Here is a 22,720-nt window from a genome sequence, read left to right as displayed (position 1 = left end):
TTATTTAGAATTTCAGATGTTTTTCCAGAATAGTTATCTATTTCCTTAACAATAACTACCCCCAGATATTATGGACGAGTACCAGCTTGATTATTTCAAAGATAATGGATTTGTACGAAAACAGTGCCCAAAGTGCGGCAAGAATTTCTGGACCAGGGATCCTGAAACTGAATTCTGCGGAGACCCGCCCTGCGTTTCATATTCATTTATAGGAAAGCCGGTTTTCAAGAAAGAATTTGAAATATCATCGATGCGGGAAGCGTATCTTTCATTTTTCGAGAAAGAGGGACATACACGCGTAAACCGTTATCCTGTTATCGCACGCTGGCGTGATGATATTTATCTAACAATCGCTTCCATTGCGGATTTCCAGCCTTTCGTTACATCCGGCCTTGTCCCGCCGCCTGCAAATCCTCTCACAATATCGCAGCCCTGCATCCGTCTTGATGATCTTGATGCAGTAGGCCGCAGCGGACGCCATCTTACGACATTTGAGATGATGGCTCACCACTGCTTTAACAAACGAGGGCAGGAAATATACTGGAAGGACAGGACTGTTGAGTTATGTGATTCCCTGCTTGCCAGTCTTGGCCTTGACCTGAATGCAGTAACCTATAAGGAAGCGCCCTGGGCAGGCGGGGGAAATGCAGGTCCCAGCGTTGAAGTACTGGTGGGAGGACTTGAACTTGCCACACTTGTTTTCATGGATTTAAAGCAGACAAAAGGCGGCTCAATAAATATAAAAGGTGAGACCTACGAAAAGATGGACAATTATATTGTTGATACGGGATATGGTCTTGAGAGGTTCGTGTGGGCATCAAAAGGCTCGCCTACAATATATGATGCCGTGTTCCCTAAAATTGTGAACGAACTCATGGACCTTGCGGGTATTGAGCATTCTATTGAAAATCCCGAATACGCAGAGATCTTCTCGCAAAATGCAAGATTAGCCGGTGTAATGGATATAAGCGGACAGGCAAACCTTCTACAGCTCAGGAAGAAAGTGGCGGACAGCATTGGCACGACGGTTGAAAAACTCCAGAGAATCATGGTTCCTGTTGAGACCGTTTATTCTATTACCGACCATTCAAGATGCCTTGCATTCATGCTGGGTGATGGCATAATCCCGTCGAATGTGAAAGCAGGTTATCTCACAAGACTGGTGCTTCGCAGGACGCTCCGGCTTATGAAAGAACTGGATATCAGGGAACCCCTGATTGAAATTATCGAGATGCAGATACGGAATTTCCCAGAATACCCTGAATTCAGGGAGCGGCTTGATACGATAAGGGAAATTGTGGCGCTTGAAGAAGAGAAATATGCAGATACCATTGAGCGCGGAACGAAACTTGTGAAGAAGACTGCATCGCATTTCAAGGAGAAAAAACAGGCAATCCCTCTTGGTGAAATTATACAGTTATATGATACGCATGGTATCCCTCCTGAGATAACCCGTGAAGTCGCAAAAGAAGCAGGTGTCGTAGTGGAACTCCCTGATACGTTCTATTCACTTGTAGCGCAATCGCACAGCAAGGCGCAAACAGAGGAAGAAGAGAAGCTTCCATTAGATCTACCGTCAACCCGGAAGCTCTATTATGAATATCCCGAACAAATGGAGTTTGAGGCAAAGGTTCTTGATGTTATTGAGAACAATGTTATACTTGACAGGACAATGTTCTATCCTGAAGGCGGAGGCCAGCCTTCTGACCATGGGACCCTTTTGGTCAATGATTATGTTGCAAACGTGGTGGATGTGCAGAATCTAAATGGGGTTATAGTCCATGAGACTGATTCTGATTTCGGATTTAAGAAAGGCGATACTGTAAAAGGGAAAATCGATTGGGAGCGGCGGATGGCGCATATGAGACATCACACTGCCACGCATATTGTGAACGAGGCCGCCAAATCCGTGTTAGGAAAGCATATCTGGCAAACAGGCGCGCAGAAGTCCACAGACAGGGCAAGGCTTGACCTGACGCATTTTAAACGTATTACTGATGAAGAGTTCAAAGAGATAGAACTTTTTGCGAACAGGGCAGTGATGAAGAACCAGCCAGTACTCATCGACTGGATGGACAGGATCGAGGCTGAACAGCGTTACGGTTTTGTTCTTTACCAGGGCGGTGTGCCACCGGGAAAGGAGATACGCATTCTGCGGGTGGGGAATGATGTGGAAGCATGCGGCGGAACTCATGTTCCAAATACAGGATTGATAGGCCCTATCAAGCTCATAAAGACAGAGAGGATCCAGGATGGTGTTGAACGTATCGAATTCTCGGCAGGTGAGGCTGCTGTAAAACGCATGCAGGAAAGGGATGAGCTTTTAAATAAAGCTTCAGAAGCGCTTCGTGTTTCACCTGACCAGCTTCCTGATACCGTGAACAGGTTCTTTGAGGAATGGAAGGATTTCAAGAAAGAGAACGAACGCTTAAAAGCAGAACTTGCGCAAGCCAGAGTGAAGGCGATGATGAGCGATGCTGCTGGTATTAATGGCCTGAAAGTGCTTGCAAAGAAGATACCTAATGCTGACGTTGAGGAGCTTATCAAGGCAGCCACCGAGTTTGGCAAGAACGACGATGTTGTAGCGATCCTTGTAAGTGACAAGACGGGCGTTAAGATCGTTGTGGCGGCGGGTGCGCGCGCGCAGAAAATGGGTGTGAACTCAGGCGCAATCGTGCGCGAGATGTCAAAGTTCCTGGGCGGAGGCGGTGGCGGAAAGCCGGGGATAGCTCAGGGCGGGGGGACGGATGTTGCGAGGATAGAGGAGGCGCTGGAGAAGGGCGTGGAGATGGTGAGGGAGAAGGTGGAGTAAGGAAAACAAAATATGATTACTAATGAGATTGAATCTTTTACATGCAAGAATGTACTTTATGCAGACATATTGGGTTTTTCAAATCTTATTTCAAAGCATAGAGAAACAGCAGATTCAGTTCTTATAGAATTTCATGGGATAATAAAGGATTGTTTTAAAGAATCTGATGGAAAAAAAATTTTTTATAGAGTATTTTCGGATCAGGTTGTTGCAGGATTTAAAGAACTTAAAGAAGCTGTTGATTATTCCAAACAAATTTTCTATAAATCTTTTTGTAAAAAAATTCCTTTAAGAGGAACTATTGGTATAGGAGATTTCACATATCGGCCTGATCCTAACAATAACTTGGATTATACCATTGGCTCAGGTCTTTTTTACTCAAAATTTGCTGAGGATTATCATGTCAAGGGTCATACATTGCTAATAGTTTATGAAAATAATATGCATAGTATATCTCCGATATATCATGAAACTGAACCTTTCTTGATTAAAGGTTTACCAAAAGAGTATAAAGTAGACATCGTCCCCTGGTGGAAAAAGGATCAATCTAAAGAATTAAGAATAGAGATTGAAGAAAGAATGCATGGTCTCACGTATGAAACCTTGTTTTATCTTGAAAAAACGAAAGAAAACATGGATATTTATTTTAAACATCGGGATAAAAATCCTGGGTTTATAGGATGGAAAGAAAAATCAATATGATATCCTGAACTAATAGGAATATAATAGACATGACTTAATTATAATATCTAGCATCTCAATTAAATATATAATAAGAAGAAGTCTTAATAAAGCATTAGAATCAAATACGAACTCGTGATAAAATTATGCCCGTCTCAGTAAAACTTCCCTCTGAATTCCAATATATCTATAAAAATCTCTTAAAAAAAGAACCTGAGGAGGGGACGATCCAGCTTGTAATAAACGAATTGCGCAGGCGTCTTGCCGAATATAAGTTGATGGATAAGACTTTTCATGAACGGTATAAAATGGATTTTGATGAACTAAAGATGAAACAGGTTATATGGCAGGGACTGCGTGGGTGGAGATTGGCATAAACATCCTTTTGAAAATCCCGAAGCTCATGATAGAAGTGGCGATGGGGCAAATCATGTGACGCCGGAAGAGTTCCTTGATGAGACATTTGAGATATTATTGAAAGAAAAGTTGATTTGAACATAGTTTTCTCTATTTATGGAATAATAAAAGATGGATAGGGAGGGCACGATTGTTCATGGCTCTGATATTTCCATCGGTTCCAGATAATCATTTAGCGGACAGTACAGATTTTAAACCATCACGGATTTCAACAGGTATAAACGCGACCTTGAATTGTCTATCTCCATAAACCATTTTTCCAACAACCAGCAGTCCTTTCTGCCTCAGCAAGCCAATTGTGGATAAGGTTTTTCCCTCCTTCCAGAAGAAATCCATATCATCATCGTATTCTTTGAGCTGACCATATTTCACAAATCCGCCCTGTTTGATACAAAAATCAAGCGCTTCCTTAGACTTTTCAGGCAATTCTGAAACGATCTGAGGGAGGTCATTTGCAATTTTATTCTCAATCGCCCTGACTTTTTCAGTTTTAAGTCTTTCTTTCAAACCATAATGCTTGCACATCCAATCTATCCAATGGGCTGGATATTTGTTCATTATTGACTGTAGAGAAGAACCCTTGCGTAATAGAATGCTCTCGATCTTCTTAAGCCCTTTATTCTCATAAGCACTCATAAGAATATCTGGATCCAATATAAGCGGCGATGTTGACATAAAAAATACGCCGGCGAAACGGTAATGATCGCCAAATGGATGAATCCTTCCAGTTAAAACGGCGTTTGGATATACGGGACATGAAGCATGTAATTTAACCTTATAGACTTTGTTTCCCTCCATATCCTTGATCTTTAAAAATAAACCCTTTCTGGAAATTACTATAAATCTGGATCGGATAATGTTTTTCATCTGCATAACGTTCACTCTCATTTCAGGACTCAAGTCAGGCGTGTTTTCTGCAAATTCTTCTGCAATGGTCATGCCTGTTTCCGGAAGCACTTTTTCAAAAAATAGCCACGAAAGAAAATTGTTACGCCATTTTTCTTCGGGTAGTTCCGCATCTTTTTCGGGGAATTCATCCAGATATCTCTTGAATAGTTCCTTTAATCGTTTTCCATATTTTTTGTTTGAGTAGTCAAATATTGCCTGGTTTACATTCTTTTCATTAATCATCTAAACCATCATACTCCTTTCTTTCATAATTATTCAACTCCTCCAGAAATGCGGGACGTTTCTTAAATTCTACTTTTAGACTGGAAAAACGCTGTTCCCACTTCGATTTTTCATTTAACACATCGATATAAACGTGTTTAACCATTCCCAGATATCTTGCTGCAATACGATATGTATCTCTATTCCCATTCTGGATGTAATTATATGCTTTTTGCCAGTAATATTTAATGATATCCTCCGGGAACTCTTCTTTTAACCGATTTGCGAATTCATCAAAGTCATATTCTCTATAAGAAAAGTGTCCGAAACCAGGTCGTTTTTTTGGCGGATTTAACAATATATCTACCACTTCTTTTTTCATGTTTTTATCCAGACAAATTCGCATATATTCTTCCAGGTCTTTTTCTCGAACTTCCTGGATAATTTTCGGCTCGATCTTTTTCCAATCTGCTTCAACCAGGAACATTTTCATTTTATTGTAGTGTGCATATGACCTTACTTCTGGAATATATCCGGCTTTTTTCACATACTTGAATGCTTTCAAGATCGCTCTTTTGGCGTTTTCATAATCTTTCTGTGCTTTATAATATTCAAATAATCTGTCAAGCATCTCCTTTTCGTCGCTGTTTTTCTTGATCGCGCACTGTACGACACGCTCAAGATTTGCGGTATCCTGACTATTTGCATAATGATCAGACAAAAATTCAAACAGTTCCGTCTGTCGTCCTTCTCCTTTTAATAATCCCCCTTCTGCTATTTCCACGGCTTTCTTTATATCTCCTTTCTCGACATAAAATTTTGCCAGATCCCAGTAATCCATTCCATAGTGAAGTTTTTTCATTCGTTCTGCCAGATACGCTTTATCATTATGAAGATGCTCTTTCTGGATATCCATTATGAGTTTTTTCCTCCAGTCGGAGGGGTGTTCATCAAGTTTTTTTACCAGGTACTCCCATTCTTCTTTTGTATGGCATATTTCGAAAAAAACATCCATCATTGCATCTTCTAGACCCGAATTTTCATTATTGTACTCTTCAAAGGCATCATCTAAAAATCTAATCTTGGCGGCGGTGGATATATTCCCTTCGTTGCTTATATCTGAAATGCGATTTAAATAAGAGCAGGCTTCATCTTCATCATCTTCAGACCCTCCGCCATATTCATTGAATTTAGAGATTATTTCTCTTGCATCACTCCAGTATTCCATTAATAGCTCGTCGTTTATGGACGTTTTCTTTGTTCCTTTTTCAGGAGAAGTTTTTTGTTTTTCTTTGAACCATTCGAGAATAAGCTCGAATATCTCAGGTTTTTGTCCCAGAATATCCTGTAAGAGGTCAAATAATTCTTTTTTATCGAGAGAGTGAAGAGCTTCGTCAATAGAAAATCTTTCTGTTTGTTCCACTTTTCTGTCATTATCCTTGCGCATCGACATATATAGATCAGATATCGATAAAATAATTTGCTATTCAATTGATCAAATGATCATTATGTAAAATACAATACCGAAGCTTTTAAGTCGGATTCCATCCTTACGAGCCAAAGCTTTTTCATAAGCCTCGGTGGCTCAGCCTGGCAGAGCGAGAGATTTGTAATCTCTAGGTCGAGGGTTCAAATCCCTCCCGGGGCTTCTTTTAAAACATGATACATTATATAAGCAATTCCAGATGTGGCAATCCCATGCTCACAAAAATCATCACAGAAGGCACAACAAAGGTCGAAGTTCCGGTTCCTGACGAGAATTCAAGTTTTCCGCCATCATCAGCTGCAGTATTCTATAATCCTGCAATGAAAGTCAACCGGGACGTCGCTGTTGCGGCAATAGCATGTTTTTCAAAAGATTATCCTGGATACACGTATCTTGACGCGCTTTCAGCATCAGGGATCCGTGGCCTACGCATCGCCAATGAAGTGGGTATTAATACAACAATGAGCGACTGGGAAGGAACTTCATTTGAATTAATAAAAAAGAATATCGAACTCAATAATCTCACGAATTGCACTGCAATGAAAAGGAATGCCAATGTGGTGATGTTGGATGGCAGTTTCGATATTACAGATCTGGACCCTTTCGGAACCCCTGCGCCATTCCTGGATGCAGCCTGTTACTCAACAAAACGGCTGCTTTGCGTAACGGCCACAGATACCGCGCCTCTTTGCGGCGCACACAAAAAAGCAGGTATTAGGAACTATTCTGCTCTCCCTCTTAAAACTGAATACTATCCTGAGATGGGAGTCAGGATCCTTATGGGAGCAGTTGCCAGGACGCTTGCCAAATATGATAAAGCCATGACGCCTTTACTCTCTTATGCCTCGGCGCATTACGTGAGGCTATTTGTATCGGTGAAAAAAGGTATCAAGGAAGCGGATGAATCCTTAAAAGTTATGGGATTTCTCTCGCATTGCTTTAATTGCGGCGATAGGAAGTGGAAATTCGGGCTGGCTGTCCACCTGGAAGAAAAATGTCCTGTGTGCGGACATACCACATCGCTTGCAGGGCCGCTGTGGCTCGGAAAACTACATGAACGGGATTTTTGCGAGAAGGTGTTAATCGAGGCTGAAAAGAGGGAATTTAAGGAGGTGCTGAAATTGATTGCCACATGCAGGGATGAGCTTGAGATCCCGATGCATTACGACATTCATAAGGTTTGTAAAGCGCTGGGAATAACTGCAATATCAACTGTCGATGTTATTTCTACTTTGAAGGAGCGGAGTTTTCAAGCTTCACGAACGCATTTTTCAGGGATTTCCTTCAAGACTGATGCGAGTATGGAGGAGATAAAGAGAGTTGTTCTGAGTCTGAGTAAGAGTTAGTAACGGATTCATTTTTTGCTGCGAAAGGAATTCAATAAGCGATTCTGCGTATGTAATCCCACCGCAAAGAGCACAAAGGACTCAAAGAACATTGCTGCTATGCTTTGCGGTCTTTGCGTCCTTTGTGGTGTTGAACGCATGAAAAACTCTGAGACTTATTGGACATCAAAGCGATATTTTTTTGATTCGGGATCTATAGGCATGAAATAGTAAACATAATATAAGTTTACAACGTCCTCAAAAACTCCTCATATTCATCTGAATTGAGTTCTATCTCCCTTAAAATCTCTTTTATTAATGGGCGCGCTAAATCTCTTCCTCGATGATGCGGGACACTTGTGGTTCTTCCATCAGGATGCCTGTAGAACACATGGCTCCATTTTTGACGAACTCTCTCAAAGCCAAGCTTGAACAACAACTTTTCCATTTTTCTGGCATCGATTATCCGAAGCCTGCTCAAACACCCACCTCAACTTGTTGAATTCCGACAAATTGAGGCAAATATTGCTTGTTCTCAGGCTCCATTTCTTCCAGGCACAATTCCAGTACCTCTTTAAGGTTCTCTTGAAGCTCATCGAGAGTCTCTGCCTGAGTATGAGCGCCAGGAATTCCCGGAACAATAGCCACATACAAGCCAGTTTCCGGGTCTTTTTCGATATATGCTGTTAGTGTAGGCATTTGAAACCTCTGTAAAATAAATCAGTGTTGGTTGTCTTATGATATAGTACATAGCTTAAGAATTATATACCTTTTCAGCCACATTCATTGAATATTGCCACAGATAAATTATCACTTCTTTTCGGGGAATTAAAATAAGGCCATTAAACTATCTTTTCCTCCCCTTTCTCTTTAGTCCTGATCCTCACATTCTTCAAAAAAGAAACGCTCTTCGCAAGGACAATCATCTCATCCCTCGTAAGCACTTTCTCTTTCCTGATCTCACCTTCAGGGGCATTTTCAGGAATACCCTGCTGGATTACATAGGTGCACTCCCTTCCCACAAGTGTCCTGGAAATTCCCAGAACATCCGAAAATGGGCGAAAAACGGTTGTCCTGACTTCAATATCAATACCATCCAAGTCCAGCGACTTTCTTGCGCGCCCCGCAGCATCATCTCTTCCTGTTATGATGCTATATTTTTGCACATCATCAAGGGGAGCTTTAATATCAAGAAATATTTTATCAAGGAGCTTTTTCTCTATCAGCCTTGAAAGCCGCTCAGGATAATACCCGTTCGTTTCGATGCCAACAAGCAACCCCAGTTCTTTTGCGAATCTTGCAAGATGTTCTAACGCATCATACTGTGTCGTGGGTTCCCCCCCTGAGAAAACTACGGCGCTAATAAAGGATCTTGCATCAAGGATCTTTTTTTCTATTTCTTCTATTTCCATAACGCTCCCTCCTTTATACAGGGGCTCTATGCGCTGGTTTGCAACTTTTATGAAATTATTGTTGGAACAATATAAACACTTAAAGTTACATCCGTTAAAAAAAATCACAGATACAGACCTGCCGTACCAGTCTATAGTGGAAATGGGAATCACTATGCCGCTAAAAATTAATTTCATTTCGCCTCCTTTATCAAAAAGATTATCAGTTAATAAACCAATTTCATATTGGGGCGTTATAATAAATCTTGCGCCTGAAAAATTGGAGGTACAATGACTGAAATGTCCGAGATGTTCAAGAAAATGGGATTGTTCGGGGTAGGTGTAATATCACTTACACAGGAAAAGATCGAGGAATTTTCACAGGAAATGATAAAAAAAGGGGAGATGAGTAGGGAAGAAGGGAAAAAATTCGTAAAGGAAGTTCTTTCAGAAAAAGAAAAACAGATGGAAGATTTTGAAGAAAAGATCAATGAGAAAGTAAAGGAAACCCTTAGAAAAAGCGGCGTAGTGATGAAAAGTGATATTACCGCTCTTGAGAAAAAGATAGAGAAGCTTGAAAAGACAATCGAGGCAATGGCAACAAAACAGGAAATAGATTAGATTATTCCAGGAATTAGATCGTGAACCTGCTGGATAAACAATACGTTTACGTGAGGCGATACCGGCAAATCATCGACGTAATGGTCAAGCATGGTTTCGGATACCTTGTAGACAGGTTTGGGCTTCGCCCTTTCAGATCGTTTCGCGAGAGACTGTTCGGGCCCAGGCCTCTCAAGGAAGAAATGCTAATCTTTTCGGAAGCGCAAAGGCTTCGCCTGGCGCTGGAAGAACTTGGGCCTACTTTTATTAAATTCGGGCAGGTATTAAGTACAAGACATGATATTGTTCCGGAAGTTTACATAAAGGAACTCGAAAAGCTCCAGGATCACGTTCCGCCATTTGACTTCCTTGAAGCAAAAAAGGTCATTGAGAGAGAATTCGGGAAAAAAATCGAGGATATTTTCAGGACATTTAACCGGGAACAGATAGCTTCGGCTTCAATAGGACAGGTCTATCATGCCACATTATACCAGGGCGAAGAAGTGGCAGTTAAAGTAATGAGACCGGGGATAGAGGATATTATTGAGACCGACCTTGCGATTCTTGTCAGTATGGCAAAATTTGCGAAAAAGCATATCAGAGAAAGTAAATTTTTTAATCCTGTGGGTTTTGTAGACGAGTTTTCCCGGATCATAAGGCATGAGATCGATTATGCGCATGAAGCCCAGAATGCAGACAGGTTTTACTCCAACTTCCAGGGAAGTGAGACCGTCAAGATCCCTAAAATGTACTGGGAATATTCCACAAGGCATGTTCTTTGCCAGGAATTTTCAGATGGAATAAAAATTACGGATATCGATAAAATTGAGGCGGCCGGGCTTGATAAGAGAAAAATATCAACAGACCTTGCAAACGCATATTTGAAAATGATATTTGAGGATGGTTTTTATCATGCTGACCCGCATCCTGGGAATATTCTTGTTTCGAGTGAGAAAATAATCTTTCTTGATTTCGGGATGGCAGGATATATTGATCCTGTGCTTCGCGAGAGTCTTGCACGTCTTTTAATAGCTATACAATTGAATGATATGGACTTTCTTATTGAAGCTTTATCTGAACTTGGACTTATTTATGATTCAGGTAGCGAAAACCTTGTGCTCCGGATTAAACTTGAAGAGCTTCTGGACAAGTATTATAGCCTGTCAAGCAAATTCATTGATCCGACTGCGTTCCTGCGTGATTTAATCAATATTTTATCACAAACAAAAGGCAGTATCCCGACAAATTTAATACTTTTGTCAAAAACACTCATAATAAGGGATGAAATAAGCCGAAAGCTTGATCCAGATCATAATTTTGGAGAAATGACCCGGCCTTATATCAAGAAAATGCTTGAAGAACGCACAAAAGCTTCACATATATTAAAGAGCGCTGAAAAAACAGTAATAGATTTTGTTAACCTTATGAAAAATTTCCCGAGAAGGTTTAATCATTTACTTTCAAAAGCTGAAAAAGGGACACTCAAATTTGAACTCGAACACGTGGGGCTTGACGGTCTTGTCGAGGAATTAGATATTATCAGCAACAGGTTATCTTTCAGTATGATAATTGCTGCATTGATCGTGGGTTCTTCACTTATTATCCAGACCAGGATGTCACCGAGCGTGTTCGGAGTACCGCTTCTTGGTATAATCGGGTTCCTTATTGCGGGATTTTTGGGATTAGGGCTTCTTATTTCAATAATCAGGTCAGGGAAATGGTGATCAGTTCCAGAGAGATATTTTACCATCGGTACTCATACCCTTACCATCTCAACATCGACCCCTTCAAAATCAGCATCCTTTCCTGCAACAAGGGTGGCTTTCAGATGATTTGCAGTCGCAGCAGCAAATGCATCAGCAAGCGGGATATTGTGGATCGCCTTAAGTTTTCCTGCTTCTCTCCAGAGTTCATCATCTTTTATTTCAGATAGTATCAATCCAAAAGAAAGAAGATTATCCACTTTTTGTCTTGCGATCTCAGGACTTTTGCGATAAAGAATATAATAGAATTCAGTTAAATTGATTACGCTGATATAGCCCTTTATCTTTTTATCCTGAACGCTCTTAAATAATTCCAGTATTTTTTGCGCCCCGTCTTCATCAAGATAAAATTTCAACAATACTTCGGTATCAAAAACGTATTTCAAAGCTCCTCCAGTGCTTTTTCCCGGAGTTCATCCTTTTTTCGCGCATTCCTTAAGAGTTCGTGGGCTTTTTTATCAAAAAGTGCCTTCAGGCTTCCTTTTTCATCCTCTGGTCTTGGAACTGGAAGAATCAACAGTCCTTTATCGGTATCCACTATGAGGGCCCGTTTTTCGAGTTTATGCCGCCGTCTCATTTCAACAGGAATTGTTGCCTGGCCTTTTGATGTAATACCAACTATTCTTTGTTTTGATTTCATATTAGTAATACTTTTATTTTGATATTACTTAATCGTTCTGGTAATAAAATTGCATAATTATTTGATTCAAAGAGTTTATAAAACCCTCTGCACATTTATATTACGTGGAAACAATCATAAAAATACTTGAAAAAGAACCTGAAATCCTCTTTTCTTTCCTTTTCGGCTCGTATGCAAAAGGCATACAAAATGAAAACAGTGACATTGATATTGCTATTTATCTGGTTGATGAGAGCCTGGTTGAAAAAGATCCATTATATCCTTCAAGGCTTGCAATAAAGATTGAGAGAGCACTGCCTGAAAAAAAGACAGTTGACATAAGGATTCTCAATGGTTCAACCCTCAGGTTTCGAAGTCAGGTCTTAAGATTCGGAAAGCTTCTGTTCTCAAAAGATGAGAAAAAAAGAATTGAATTTGAAACATCCTCATTAGATCTTTATTATGATTTCAAACCCCATCTTGAAAAGTACGATGCTGCCAGGCGAGCGAGGGCAGGCATATGATAAGTAATGAGGTTATAAACGCCATGATAGATCTAATTGAAGAGAATCTTAAGCTTATCGAAGAAATCAAGATGCAGGGATTTGAATCATTCTCAAAAAATTTTAGGGATATCCAGGCTGCAAAGCACTCATTGCAGGAATCCATAGAGGCATGTCTGGACATAGGAAGTCACATAATAGCTGAAAAAGGTTTCAGAAGAGCGGATGATTACAAAGATATTTATAAGGTTCTCGAAGAAGAAAGAGTCATAGACCCGGGTTTATCTGCGAAGCTTCAGGAAATGGCTCAATTCAGGAATCTGCTCGTGCATAGATATGGTAAAATAGATACAAAAAGGATTTTTATCATAATGTCTGGAGATATCAACGATATCAAACAGTTTGCTAACTCAATATTAAAATACATTTCTTGAAAAATTCATAAAGGAGAAAACACGCAAAATGGCAAATGGATACTCAAGCATCATTATTAATAAAAGACCCATCCTTCTAATGATCCTCGATGGCTTTGGCCTTAGTAATAAAAAAGAAGGAAATGCTATTGCAGCCGCAAAAAAGCCTAACATTGACCGGCTTTTTTCAACCTATCCTCATTCAACCCTTCAGGCATCAGGCATGTCGGTCGGGCTTCCCGAAGGCCAGATGGGAAATTCCGAGGTGGGGCATCTTAATATCGGAGCTGGAAGGATCGTTTATCAGGACCTGACAAGGATTACAAAATCGATAAAGGAGGGGGATTTTTTCAACAATCCAACCCTTATTGATGCAATTGAAAATGTCAAAACAAAAGGCTCATCGCTGCATCTTATGGGATTGCTCTCGGATGGTGGAGTACACAGCCACAACACTCACCTGTATGCTCTTCTAAAACTTGCAAAAAAACATGGTGTCCAGCATGTTTTCATCCATGCATTCCTTGACGGCAGGGATGTGCCACCAAAGAGCGCCCTTTCTTATATTGAAGATGCGGAAAAAAGAATGAATGAACTGGGAGGAGAATTTGCAACAATATCTGGCAGGTATTTTTCCATGGACAGGGACAGAAGGTGGGACAGGATTGAAAAAGCATACGACGCAATGACCGGAACAGGCCAGACGGCGCAATCAGCCAGCCAGGCAGTTGAGAAAGCCTACGAGCGCGGTGAGAATGATGAATTTGTCGCCCCTACTATTATTTTGAAAAATAATGAACCCGTTTCTGTAATTTCGAATAACGATTCTGTCATTTTCTTTAATTTCCGCTCTGACCGCGCCCGCGAAATAACCAGGGCATTTATTGATAACGATTTCAGTGGCTTTAAACGAAAAATTTTCCCGCATACACATTTTGTGTGCCTGACGCAATATGATGAGACATTCAAAGTTCCGGTAGCATTTCCTCCTGAGTCTCTTAAAAATATTCTTGCAGATGTCCTGTCCCGCAACAATTTAAAACAGCTCCGGATAGCAGAAACTGAAAAATACGCGCACGTTACATTTTTCTTTAACGGCGGGAGAGAGATGCCTGTTGATGGCGAGGAACGGATATTGGTACCCTCCCCGAAAGTAGCTACCTATGATCATAAGCCGGAAATGAGCGCTTATCCTGTAACCGATGAAGTTGTAAAAGCAGTCTCATCAGGCAAATTTGATATAATTATCCTGAATTATGCAAATCTTGACATGGTCGGGCATACCGGGATATTTGAAGCAGCCGTGAAAGCTACTGAAGCTGTGGATAATTGCGTTGGAAAGGTGTTTGAAGCAGTAAGCTCGGCAGGCGGAATATTGATATTGTCGGCAGACCATGGCAATGCCGAGCAGATGCTTGATGAAACAGGCGGAATACACACAGCACATACCTGCAACCCTGTACCTTTCCTTTTCTGTGACACCAGGGTCAGGCTAAGGGACGGAATACTTGCAGATATTGCCCCGACACTTCTTGAGGTCTTGAATATTAAAAAACCTGAAGAGATGACCGGGACATCATTAATATCATATTTATAAGATGGACATCATTAATATAGTATTTATAATTTCATTATAATTTCAGTATAATTTTAGTATAATATCTTTATATACTTTTCAACACATTATTCATACATATGGATGCTGCAGGCGATTTGACCATTTTAAATGGCAAACTCACAATTCTTCTGGCTTTTGGGCATGGAGGAGAACTGGACAAGATCCAGTTAAAGAAATTCATCGGTAGTGAAGTAATAGCAGAAAGATGGAATAAACCCATAGAAGTGGAACAGTCAGAAGGTGTGGCAGTAATTGTTGCGGGAAGTGAAAAAATCACATGCACCGCAAATATTTACACCGATGTTTTTATAGCAGGTGTTTCGATACTTCGGACTGAAATCGAGATCAGGGACAAAATGTATTTCAATGATATCCTGGTAGCCCTTCATTCAAATACTATCATTGTTGAAGGACTGGATTTCCAGTCATTTGCCAATATGAAGATCAATGAGATCCGTGAAAAACTAAATCCGGGGAAGAAGATTTCATATTATCCCAATCTGAAAAAATATACACTTCTCAGGCTCAGGGAATTCACACCCAGGCTTGACCAGAAAGGGTTGAAAGAACAATATGGTGAAATAATAACCCGTTTCCTGTCAGGTGAAACATCTATTCGAGCCCTTCATCGTAAGGAAATTACTGAGAAACTTGCAAATGACCTTTCTTACTATGATGAAGACCTGTTCCTTGCTTCAACAGAAGGCGCATTTATTTTAGGATGCGAGGATTACATCAAGGAGCTGCGCGAGTTGCTGGAGCTTGCGATCACACTTTTACTTTTATTCCAGATATATGACCACAAAATTGATTCTGAAATCGGTAATGCTTTTGATGCAATAAAAAAACTAAGCAGCTCCAGATACTATTTCCTGACACAGGCACCAAGAAAACTTGAAAAATCACTCCTTAAAGTGAGCGAGATAGGGCTTGTGATACTTGATGAAATCGAAGATATAATGAATCCCCATAAAGTAACGCAGGACTGGTATTACCAGTCAGCATATCAGAAGATGCTTAACACTCTCAAAGTATGGGACTTTGGAAAAGTTGTGCAGCATAAGATCGACTCGCTGCAAGATCTTTACACAACTGCAAGAGAACTTTCCACAGAACAGCTTGCCATGTTGCTGGAGGCCACAATAGTCATTCTTATCCTCTGGGAAGTTATCAGACCTGCATTTGCTATTGGTTAATTATTCACTATTTTTTGGCTCTAATATTTCCTTGTTATATTTCTCAGTGTAAATTATTTCTTTGATTCCGGTATTATCGATCACTTCACGTGCGATCTGCCTTTTGGACATGAGCCATCTCTGGCTATATGTCATCTCAGGCTCGATCTCAACTGTTGCCGTACCATCATTTAACTGGACAGGCAGGTCCTTTCCGACATATAACCCGATAAGACCTTTTATCTTGCCCTCGTCATCTTCGATTTTCTCTTTTATTTCATAGTCGTATGTTACGGTCTGCCCTGCAAGGAACCTGTTAAAGTCAACCTGCACCATCCTGCCGATTGCTCTTATTACAAATCCCGGGCGGCCCTCAACCTCTACTGGCATTCCGACCTGTACTTTTTTATCGAATTTGTGTGCAGGTATGTTTTCTATAAGTTCAGGATTCCTCTGGCCGAATGCTTTCTCAGGAGGGATCGTCACGCTGCCTTTGTATCCAGCTTCTTTTCCCACAAAATCCTCATCCAATCCTGCAATTGTATGCTTTGCACCTACTATAACGACATCTCCGCCGTATTTCCCCTTTTCATTATAAATGTTGTTTGCTTTTGCAACATCTTCTTCAGTCGTATCAAAAATACGGCCTTCATCCGTTTTTCCGGAATATGAAACTCTTATAAAATCGCCTTTCTCAATAGTCATAATAAATCATGTCCTTTTTTTTGCGTTCTTGATGTATCAAAGGTATAAAATACTTACTTACTGTCAGGAGGTCAAGAAGACACAGATTTATTTTATCATCGGCTTATTTGCTAGCAATGAAAAACATTCTCTTGACCAATGATGACGGTGTGTATTCGACCGGGCTTAAAGCGGCTTATGATAGTGTATGCGACCTTGGAGAAGTAACGGTTGTTGCACCTTCCAGCCAGAAAAGTGGTGTAGGACGCGGCATATCTATCTTTGAACCACTCAGGGTTTCACTTGCCCCTGTGAACGGTTTTAAAGCATACGCTGTTGCAGGAACACCCACTGATTCAGTAATAATCGGTTTATTCTCCATACTAAAGAAGCAGCCTGACCTTGTTCTTTCAGGTTTCAATATCGGTGAGAACATCAGTACGGATACCGTAACAACAAGCGGAACAATCGGCGCAGCGCTTGAAGCTGCAAGCTATGGCATACCTGCACTTGCTGCATCCATACAGGTACTTGATGAGGGGGATAAGTTTGATGATCACCGCACATATAGTTACGACTTTAAGACAGGTATAAAAATAGTTAACAGGATAGCACGTAAAGTAATTTGCAAAGGCCTTCCCGCTGGCGTGGATCTGCTCAATATCAATATACCGAAACATGTGAATATGGATACAGAGATAGAGATAACCCGCCTTGCCAGGAAAATATTCCTGACAGGTGTGGAGGAAAGGTTTGATCCAAGGGGCAGACCGTACTACTGGATTAACGGGGAGCTTATCAGGGATGCAGAAGAAGGAACTGATGTTAAGGCTGTTATGAAAAACGGACATATTTCAGTAACTCCGCTTTCACTTGATACGACTGCGCGTATTGATTTTAAGGATATTGAAGACTTATTGTAACATTTTAGATAAGGACATCAATCTTTTAACCCTGCTCTCAGTTGAAGGGCACCTGCTGAATATGTAAGGTGAGCACGGATGGCATTCAAAAAAGAAAACATCCGGTGGTGTTGAAGTTGAGAATTTCGTATTATGATACGAATTTGTATAATCTTCGACTTTTAGCAGTGCTGAGGCAAGTTTATTCGGTGCGCTGGTGATCCATGCGGCGGTTTCATCAGCCAGGTACTCCCTGCTTCTTGAAATAAAAGGCTCTATCAGGTGAACAAGGGGATTCAGGAAAAACGCAAATCTGATGAGCAGGCCGAATTTGCGAATCTCAAGATCATAATTCTTGATATGGGTGAGTTCATGAGCAAGTACGGTCTCAAGCTCTTTATTATCTAATATCTCAATAAGCGGGACAGTCAGAACCAGGACAGGCTTTTTTTTGCGCTTATACACAAAAGCATTTGGGATACTTGATTCCAGGAAGCCGACTTCAGGAACATCCATCTTGATTTTTTTGCTCAGGTTTTCTATAATTGTGAAAACCTCCGGGAATTCCATGCGGCTTGTGGTTTTAGCAGTCATATCGTTAAATTTGGTGTATTTCATCAAAAAAAATAATATACCCACAACCGTTCCTGTGGCCATGACCAATATTTTTAAGTAACTGGGGGATATTTGAAAATATTTTTCCTCAATAAGTTCTTGCGCTGATAATTTATGGAGAGTTATGAGAACTGGTATTGCCAGCAGTATAACAGCTTTAAAATCATAATAAAATTTCCTCTTATCTGGGTTCATATCCTTTCAAAGATTCCTCAATCTTTTTTCGCAGTTCCTGTAACTTTATAGGGTCACTCTTTGCCAGTTCCTCGATAAAGTATGCAGTCATAGGCTCACGGAAATCTTTCAGGAGTTTATCCATGACTTTGACTGTTATTATATTATTAAACTCCTCTTTATTTAAGAGAGGAGCATAATAATAACAGAGCCCCCTTACGCCTTTATCACTTCTTCTTTTCAAAAGATTCTTGTCATATAACCTGTTCAGGGTACTGCTCACTGTCGTCATTGCAATGTCCCTTTTTTTTCGTAATTCCTCAAGAACATCATGCGTTGATGTTTCTTCCCTGTTCCAGACTATCTCCATAATCTCTTTTTCAAGCGGCCCCAGTACTTCCAATAACTCATTCATATTAAGCGTATTTTTCTTATTGCTATCAATCATTAGTTGTTATCTTAAGCTACTATTCATAATAAAAGTTTCGTAATACAGTAAAACTTAAATACTTTTAATACTATTTTCAATAAAAGCTACTATTTAAGATAGTAGCAATTATAATTTAAAATCAAAAAGAGGAAAATATGGTGGATATCAAATCTATAAATAATATAAAATATGTTATTGCAGCAACGCTTGCTATCATTTTCATCATTAATCCTGTAAATGCTGAACTTGAGGTTGTTCTTGATAGCCTCTCGCCCCAGCCTGTGGAACCAGGTCAGGATTTTGTGCTTTCAGTAACTCTTTCCAATGAAAATAGCGATGTAAGTGATGTTGCACTTACTATACTTCCTGATTCGTATATTATATTGAAAAACGAAAACGATCGTGTCACTACTATTGGAAATATAATCAAATACGGTGCTTTCGCCAAAACCTACAGGTTGCATGCTGATTCTAATGCAGTTTCCGGATCTTATGAAATCGATTTAAGTGCCCGCTGGTTGAATAATGGCCAGTTGCGCATATCCAATAAAACCATCAGCGTCATAGTAAGGGGAATGCCGCAGCTTGCGATTTCGAATATCACGATAGCTCCCGAACCGATAAGCCCGCTGGATACGTTTGACTTGGCATTTGTAGTTTCAAACAGGGGAACCGGCATCGCACGTGATGTTACGATCAGTACTGTTACAGAAGGACTGCCTTTTGTTACAGTAGGAACTAATACAGAAGTAATAAAAACACTTGTCAGGGATGAAGAAAATCAGCTGGGCTTCCGGATAATGGTTAAAGATAAAGCAGATATTTCATCCTACTCGCTACCCATAAAGATGGAATATAAAGATGAAAATGGGACAAATATCAGCTCGCAAAGTATGGTTGGCGTTAAAGTCCTTGGCAGGGCAAAACTTTCCATCGCAAATATCAAGACTGAACCTCAAAATCCTTCACAGGGTGAACATTTCACAGTTACGATGCGGATTGAGAATTCAGGGACAGGCGATGCTAAATCTGCAAAGATAACGTTTATAACTCCTCTTGAGGGAAATAAAACAGCATTTCTTGGTAAAATAAAGCCAAATGATGATGCTCCTGCCATATTCACGTTCATCGCGTCTGAAAGTGGCAATATCCCATATTCTGCTTCTGTAGAGTTTGAAGATGATCTTGGGATCCACACGCAGACATGGGAACTTAACCAGTATGTTTCAGGCAAAGAGGGGAATAGCCTGATGTCATCGGCCAGTATTATTGCAGTAGTTGTTGCAGCGATATTTTACCGATTCGGATGGAAAAAAAGGGTTAATTGACAGGCAGTAAATCGAAGTTTAAATAAAGAGGATTATGTTAAGTGATCATAAACTGGCTCTGTTCCTGGCACAGAAATCAATAACAAAGGGAAACAAGGGCACACTTGTCCTGACCATATTCATTATGGCTCTTGTATTTGTAAATTCGGTTTTTGTCTCATCCCTTTTCCTCGGGCTTACAAACACTATCAACGACCAGATCATAAATACGATGTATGGTACGGTTGTTATTGAACCTAAAAAAGATGAAAAATACATCGATGGCGTTTATTCCCTGAAGCAAAAGATTAGCAGCGTGCCCGGTGTAAAGGGCGTATCTGCACAGTACGTAACTGGCGCCGTGCTCTCTTACAAGGATAAAAGCGGGGCATGGAACGTACACTCGATCAATCCAGATGATGAAGTTACGGTTACAACAATCCATAATTTCATGATTGACGGCGAATATCTTAGCAAACAGGACGAAAACGAAATCATACTCGGTAAAGAGATCGCAGGCGGGTATGGCAATGAGGAGGATCGTTCGCTCGGTGGGGTCAAAGTCGGGGATACAATCGACGCGTTTTTCAATAATGGCGTTAAGCGCAGCTACAGGGTAAAAGGCATTTTTGGCGTCAACTTCAGGGGGTCGGACACTACTGCATATGTCAGCCAGAAAGAGATGGAATCCATAACAGGTATGGAAGATAAGGCATCGCAAATACTGGTAAGGACCGAAGACATCGGAAATGAAGACAGCTACATAAAACAGCTCCTTGGGTTCGGGATAAGTGAAACAATTAAGCCATGGCAGGATTATGCATCCATGGTAAGGGACATAACAGAAAGTTTTGATGTAATCGCCATGCTTATCTCAGGCATAGGGCTGTTTGTTGCAGGCGTGACCATATTCATAATCATTTATATGAACACCATCAGCAAGAAGAGGCAGATAGGCATATCGCGAGCTGTCGGAATAAAAGAATCAGTCATCATAAATACGTATTTTTTCCAGGCGATGTTCATTGTAATATGCGGGATTGTTGCAGGATTGCTCATAATGTTCTTTATCATCGCACCGTGGTTCGTTACTCACCCGCTGGATTTCTCCATCGGGAAAATCTCATTACTGATACTTCCTGAAAGGGTGGCTGTTAGCGCGATAAGCCTGGTAATTGCGGCGCTTGCAGCCGGGCTTGTGCCATCGATGATGGCAGTGCGCGAAACGATAGTAGAAGCGATGTGGGGTAATTAATATGGCAAGGAACGCCGAAATTGGCAATCAGGCACCTGTCATGGTAAGGAACCTTTGCAGGATTTACGTCATGGGTGAGGTGCAGGTGAAGGCGCTGAATAACGTATCCTTCGATATTTCCACAAAACCCGCGGAATTCGTGGCCATTATGGGAAAAAGCGGAAGCGGCAAATCAACCCTGCTGCACCAGCTCGGATTGCTTGATACACCAACATCTGGCGAGATCATTATAGGCGGTGAGAATGTTTTAAAGATGTCAGGAACACAAAAGGCAAGGTTCAGGCTTGAGCGTTTCGGCTATGTGTTCCAGGAGTACGCGCTGCTGCCTGAGCTTACCGCACTTGAGAATGTATATTTACCTGCGATGGCGCTTGGCAGGAAGAAGGAAGAATATGTCGGGGCCGCAAAGGAAGTGCTTGGACAGGTCGGGCTTGGTGAAAGGCTGGATCACCGCCCGCGTGAGATGTCAGGCGGGGAGCAGCAGCGGGTCGCAATCGCAAGGGCGCTTATCAATAAGCCGGATATGCTGTTTGCAGATGAGCCTGCCGCAAACCTGGACAGTGTCTCGTCAAAACAGGTCCTTGAACTTTTCAGGAAGCTCAATCGCGAGATTGGGCTTACGATATTGATGGTAACGCATGAGCCTGAGGATAGAAATTACGTTGACAGGGTTATATGGCTTAAGGATGGAGAGCTTGCAGAGCCTGAAAATTAGTTTAATAAAAAGGGAGGAACAATAAATGACAGTTTCGATAGTAAAATGTAAAAACTACGAGCACCAGAAAGTTAAAAACGCTATTATAAAGAGCCTTGAACTCATCGGCGGTATCGGGGAAATAGTAAAACCCGGAAACTCGGTGCTGCTAAAGGTAAATGTCATCATAGGCTTTCCACCCGAGCGCGCCGCGACGACTCATCCTGCAGTTGTGGGCGCGATGACAGAGATAGTAAAAGAGGCAGGCGGTATTCCCTGGGTGGGTGATAGCTCGGGCGCCTACGGCTACACTGCGAAATCCCTTGAGATGTCGGGGATAAAGAAAGCCTGCGAAGAATACGGGGGGAAGCTCATTAATTTTGAGTCAACAGGTGCATATTCCGTAAATATCGATGGCCAGGTATTGAAAACTGCCAACATCGCAAAGCCTGCCATCGATTGTGATGTGCTTGTTTCCATGCCCAAGATGAAAACGCACCAGCTTACAAAATATACTTTGTGCGGGGTCAAGGGGTAGAGATCGCCCAATGCCTTCAGGCTTGGGCTGAAACGTCCCCTTGGAATAGATACTTCGTATGAAAAATCTATCCCGTCCATTCAGGTTAAACGTGTATAAAACAGATTACCTTCGTATGAAAAATCTATCCCGTCCATTCAGGTTAAACGTGTATAAAACAGATTACCTTAATAAATAATTTAGGTAACTTGATAAGTTTTCTAAACAT

Annotated in this window: 25 protein-coding genes and 1 tRNA gene; 16 read left to right on the top strand and 10 right to left on the bottom strand. The window is 41.0% G+C overall.

Annotated features, from left to right (window positions below):
• Window positions 1-70: 70 nt before the first annotated feature.
• The 3 genes from alaS to FIB07_14825 all read left to right on the top strand — a co-directional run bounded on the left by alaS (window position 71) and on the right by FIB07_14825 (window position 3,870).
• The gene (gene alaS, locus FIB07_14835) at window positions 71-2,812 is read left to right on the top strand and encodes an alanine--tRNA ligase (protein NJD54128.1); all 2,742 of its coding nucleotides are present in this window, start codon (window positions 71-73) and stop codon (window positions 2,810-2,812) included.
• A 12-nt stretch (window positions 2,813-2,824) separates the two neighbouring features.
• A complete protein-coding gene (locus tag FIB07_14830) occupies window positions 2,825-3,514 on the top strand; it encodes a hypothetical protein (GenBank protein ID NJD54127.1) in 690 nt (229 codons plus the stop codon).
• A 125-nt stretch (window positions 3,515-3,639) separates the two neighbouring features.
• Complete coding sequence (locus FIB07_14825; protein ID NJD54126.1) at window positions 3,640-3,870, top strand: hypothetical protein; 231 nt, start codon at window positions 3,640-3,642, stop codon at window positions 3,868-3,870.
• 208 nt (window positions 3,871-4,078) lie between these two features.
• Here the strand turns inward: FIB07_14825 and FIB07_14820 are convergent, their stop codons facing one another.
• A complete protein-coding gene (locus FIB07_14820) occupies window positions 4,079-5,041 on the bottom strand; it encodes a hypothetical protein (GenBank protein ID NJD54125.1) in 963 nt (320 codons plus the stop codon).
• Window positions 5,034-6,467 (bottom strand): hypothetical protein, encoded by a 1,434-nt coding sequence (locus FIB07_14815; GenBank protein ID NJD54124.1) that lies wholly within the window; start codon window positions 6,465-6,467, stop codon window positions 5,034-5,036. The genes FIB07_14820 and FIB07_14815 overlap by 8 nt, the downstream gene beginning before the upstream one ends.
• 127 nt (window positions 6,468-6,594) lie before the next feature.
• On the opposite strand from FIB07_14815, the gene FIB07_14810 reads away from it, so the two are divergent.
• Both FIB07_14810 and FIB07_14805 read left to right on the top strand, forming a co-directional pair.
• Window positions 6,595-6,668: transfer RNA gene (locus FIB07_14810), tRNA-Thr, on the top strand.
• A gap of 50 nt (window positions 6,669-6,718) precedes the next feature.
• Window positions 6,719-7,852 (top strand): tRNA (guanine(10)-N(2))-dimethyltransferase, encoded by a 1,134-nt coding sequence (locus FIB07_14805; GenBank protein ID NJD54123.1) that lies wholly within the window; start codon window positions 6,719-6,721, stop codon window positions 7,850-7,852.
• 226 nt (window positions 7,853-8,078) lie between these two features.
• On the opposite strand, the gene FIB07_14800 is transcribed toward FIB07_14805, so the two are convergent.
• The 3 genes from FIB07_14800 to FIB07_14790 form a co-directional block, all read right to left on the bottom strand.
• Window positions 8,079-8,312 (bottom strand): type II toxin-antitoxin system HicA family toxin, encoded by a 234-nt coding sequence (locus FIB07_14800; GenBank protein NJD54122.1) that lies wholly within the window; start codon window positions 8,310-8,312, stop codon window positions 8,079-8,081.
• Complete coding sequence (locus FIB07_14795) at window positions 8,309-8,530, bottom strand: type II toxin-antitoxin system HicB family antitoxin (protein NJD54121.1); 222 nt, start codon at window positions 8,528-8,530, stop codon at window positions 8,309-8,311. The genes FIB07_14800 and FIB07_14795 overlap by 4 nt, the downstream gene beginning before the upstream one ends.
• 143 nt (window positions 8,531-8,673) lie before the next feature.
• On the bottom strand, window positions 8,674-9,420 hold the full coding sequence (locus tag FIB07_14790) for an anaerobic ribonucleoside-triphosphate reductase activating protein (protein NJD54120.1): 747 nt from the start codon (window positions 9,418-9,420) through the stop codon (window positions 8,674-8,676).
• A gap of 93 nt (window positions 9,421-9,513) precedes the next feature.
• On the opposite strand from FIB07_14790, the gene FIB07_14785 reads away from it, so the two are divergent.
• A complete protein-coding gene (locus FIB07_14785) occupies window positions 9,514-9,843 on the top strand; it encodes a hypothetical protein (GenBank protein NJD54119.1) in 330 nt (109 codons plus the stop codon).
• Between the two features lie 20 nt (window positions 9,844-9,863).
• A complete protein-coding gene (locus FIB07_14780) occupies window positions 9,864-11,546 on the top strand; it encodes an AarF/ABC1/UbiB kinase family protein (GenBank protein ID NJD54118.1) in 1,683 nt (560 codons plus the stop codon).
• 32 nt (window positions 11,547-11,578) lie between these two features.
• Here the strand turns inward: FIB07_14780 and FIB07_14775 are convergent, their stop codons facing one another.
• Together FIB07_14775 and FIB07_14770 are read right to left on the bottom strand one after the other, a co-directional pair.
• Window positions 11,579-11,971, bottom strand: coding sequence for a type II toxin-antitoxin system VapC family toxin (locus FIB07_14775; protein NJD54117.1), 393 nt, complete (start codon window positions 11,969-11,971; stop codon window positions 11,579-11,581).
• Entirely contained in the window at window positions 11,968-12,225 is a 258-nt protein-coding gene (locus tag FIB07_14770; protein ID NJD54116.1) for an AbrB/MazE/SpoVT family DNA-binding domain-containing protein, read from the bottom strand. The genes FIB07_14775 and FIB07_14770 overlap by 4 nt, the downstream gene beginning before the upstream one ends.
• 77 nt (window positions 12,226-12,302) lie before the next feature.
• On the opposite strand from FIB07_14770, the gene FIB07_14765 reads away from it, so the two are divergent.
• The 4 genes from FIB07_14765 to FIB07_14750 all read left to right on the top strand — a co-directional run bounded on the left by FIB07_14765 (window position 12,303) and on the right by FIB07_14750 (window position 15,934).
• The gene (locus FIB07_14765) at window positions 12,303-12,728 is read left to right on the top strand and encodes a nucleotidyltransferase domain-containing protein (protein NJD54115.1); all 426 of its coding nucleotides are present in this window, start codon (window positions 12,303-12,305) and stop codon (window positions 12,726-12,728) included.
• On the top strand, window positions 12,725-13,141 hold the full coding sequence (locus FIB07_14760; protein ID NJD54114.1) for a DUF86 domain-containing protein: 417 nt from the start codon (window positions 12,725-12,727) through the stop codon (window positions 13,139-13,141). The genes FIB07_14765 and FIB07_14760 overlap by 4 nt, the downstream gene beginning before the upstream one ends.
• A 55-nt stretch (window positions 13,142-13,196) precedes the next feature.
• Window positions 13,197-14,717 carry a 2,3-bisphosphoglycerate-independent phosphoglycerate mutase gene (locus tag FIB07_14755; GenBank protein ID NJD54113.1) on the top strand — a complete coding sequence of 507 codons (1,521 nt, stop codon included), beginning with the start codon at window positions 13,197-13,199 and terminating at the stop codon, window positions 14,715-14,717.
• Between the two features lie 98 nt (window positions 14,718-14,815).
• Window positions 14,816-15,934: a hypothetical protein gene (locus FIB07_14750; GenBank protein NJD54112.1), complete on the top strand. Its 1,119-nt coding sequence runs from the start codon at window positions 14,816-14,818 to the stop codon at window positions 15,932-15,934.
• Here FIB07_14750 and FIB07_14745 read toward each other — a convergent pair whose 3' ends face one another.
• Entirely contained in the window at window positions 15,935-16,618 is a 684-nt protein-coding gene (locus tag FIB07_14745; protein NJD54111.1) for a peptidylprolyl isomerase, read from the bottom strand.
• 116 nt (window positions 16,619-16,734) lie between these two features.
• On the opposite strand from FIB07_14745, the gene surE reads away from it, so the two are divergent.
• Complete coding sequence (gene surE, locus FIB07_14740; GenBank protein ID NJD54110.1) at window positions 16,735-17,520, top strand: 5'/3'-nucleotidase SurE; 786 nt, start codon at window positions 16,735-16,737, stop codon at window positions 17,518-17,520.
• Here the strand turns inward: surE and FIB07_14735 are convergent.
• Both FIB07_14735 and FIB07_14730 read right to left on the bottom strand, forming a co-directional pair.
• Window positions 17,512-18,309 (bottom strand): hypothetical protein, encoded by a 798-nt coding sequence (locus tag FIB07_14735; GenBank protein NJD54109.1) that lies wholly within the window; start codon window positions 18,307-18,309, stop codon window positions 17,512-17,514. The two genes, surE and FIB07_14735, sit on opposite strands and share 9 nt — an antisense overlap.
• Complete coding sequence (locus FIB07_14730) at window positions 18,296-18,736, bottom strand: BlaI/MecI/CopY family transcriptional regulator (protein NJD54108.1); 441 nt, start codon at window positions 18,734-18,736, stop codon at window positions 18,296-18,298. Before FIB07_14730 ends, FIB07_14735 begins: the two co-directional genes overlap by 14 nt.
• A gap of 137 nt (window positions 18,737-18,873) precedes the next feature.
• On the opposite strand from FIB07_14730, the gene FIB07_14725 reads away from it, so the two are divergent.
• Genes FIB07_14725 through FIB07_14710 form a run of 4 tightly spaced genes read left to right on the top strand, consistent with a single transcriptional unit; the run spans window position 18,874 to window position 22,512 of the window.
• Window positions 18,874-20,046, top strand: a complete 1,173-nt coding sequence (locus FIB07_14725; protein ID NJD54107.1) for a hypothetical protein — start codon at window positions 18,874-18,876, stop codon at window positions 20,044-20,046.
• Between the two features lie 34 nt (window positions 20,047-20,080).
• Window positions 20,081-21,280 (top strand): ABC transporter permease, encoded by a 1,200-nt coding sequence (locus FIB07_14720; GenBank protein NJD54106.1) that lies wholly within the window; start codon window positions 20,081-20,083, stop codon window positions 21,278-21,280.
• 40 nt (window positions 21,281-21,320) lie between these two features.
• Window positions 21,321-21,995, top strand: a complete 675-nt coding sequence (locus tag FIB07_14715) for an ABC transporter ATP-binding protein (protein ID NJD54105.1) — start codon at window positions 21,321-21,323, stop codon at window positions 21,993-21,995.
• A 25-nt stretch (window positions 21,996-22,020) separates the two neighbouring features.
• Window positions 22,021-22,512, top strand: a complete 492-nt coding sequence (locus tag FIB07_14710) for a DUF362 domain-containing protein (protein NJD54104.1) — start codon at window positions 22,021-22,023, stop codon at window positions 22,510-22,512.
• The last annotated feature ends 208 nt before the right edge of the window (window positions 22,513-22,720 follow it).

The organism is Candidatus Methanoperedens sp. (assembly GCA_012026795.1).
Lineage (GTDB): Archaea > Halobacteriota > Methanosarcinia > Methanosarcinales > Methanoperedenaceae > Methanoperedens.
The sequence above is the reverse complement of the archived record's forward strand: the minus strand, read 5'-3'. Positions and strand labels throughout refer to the sequence as shown.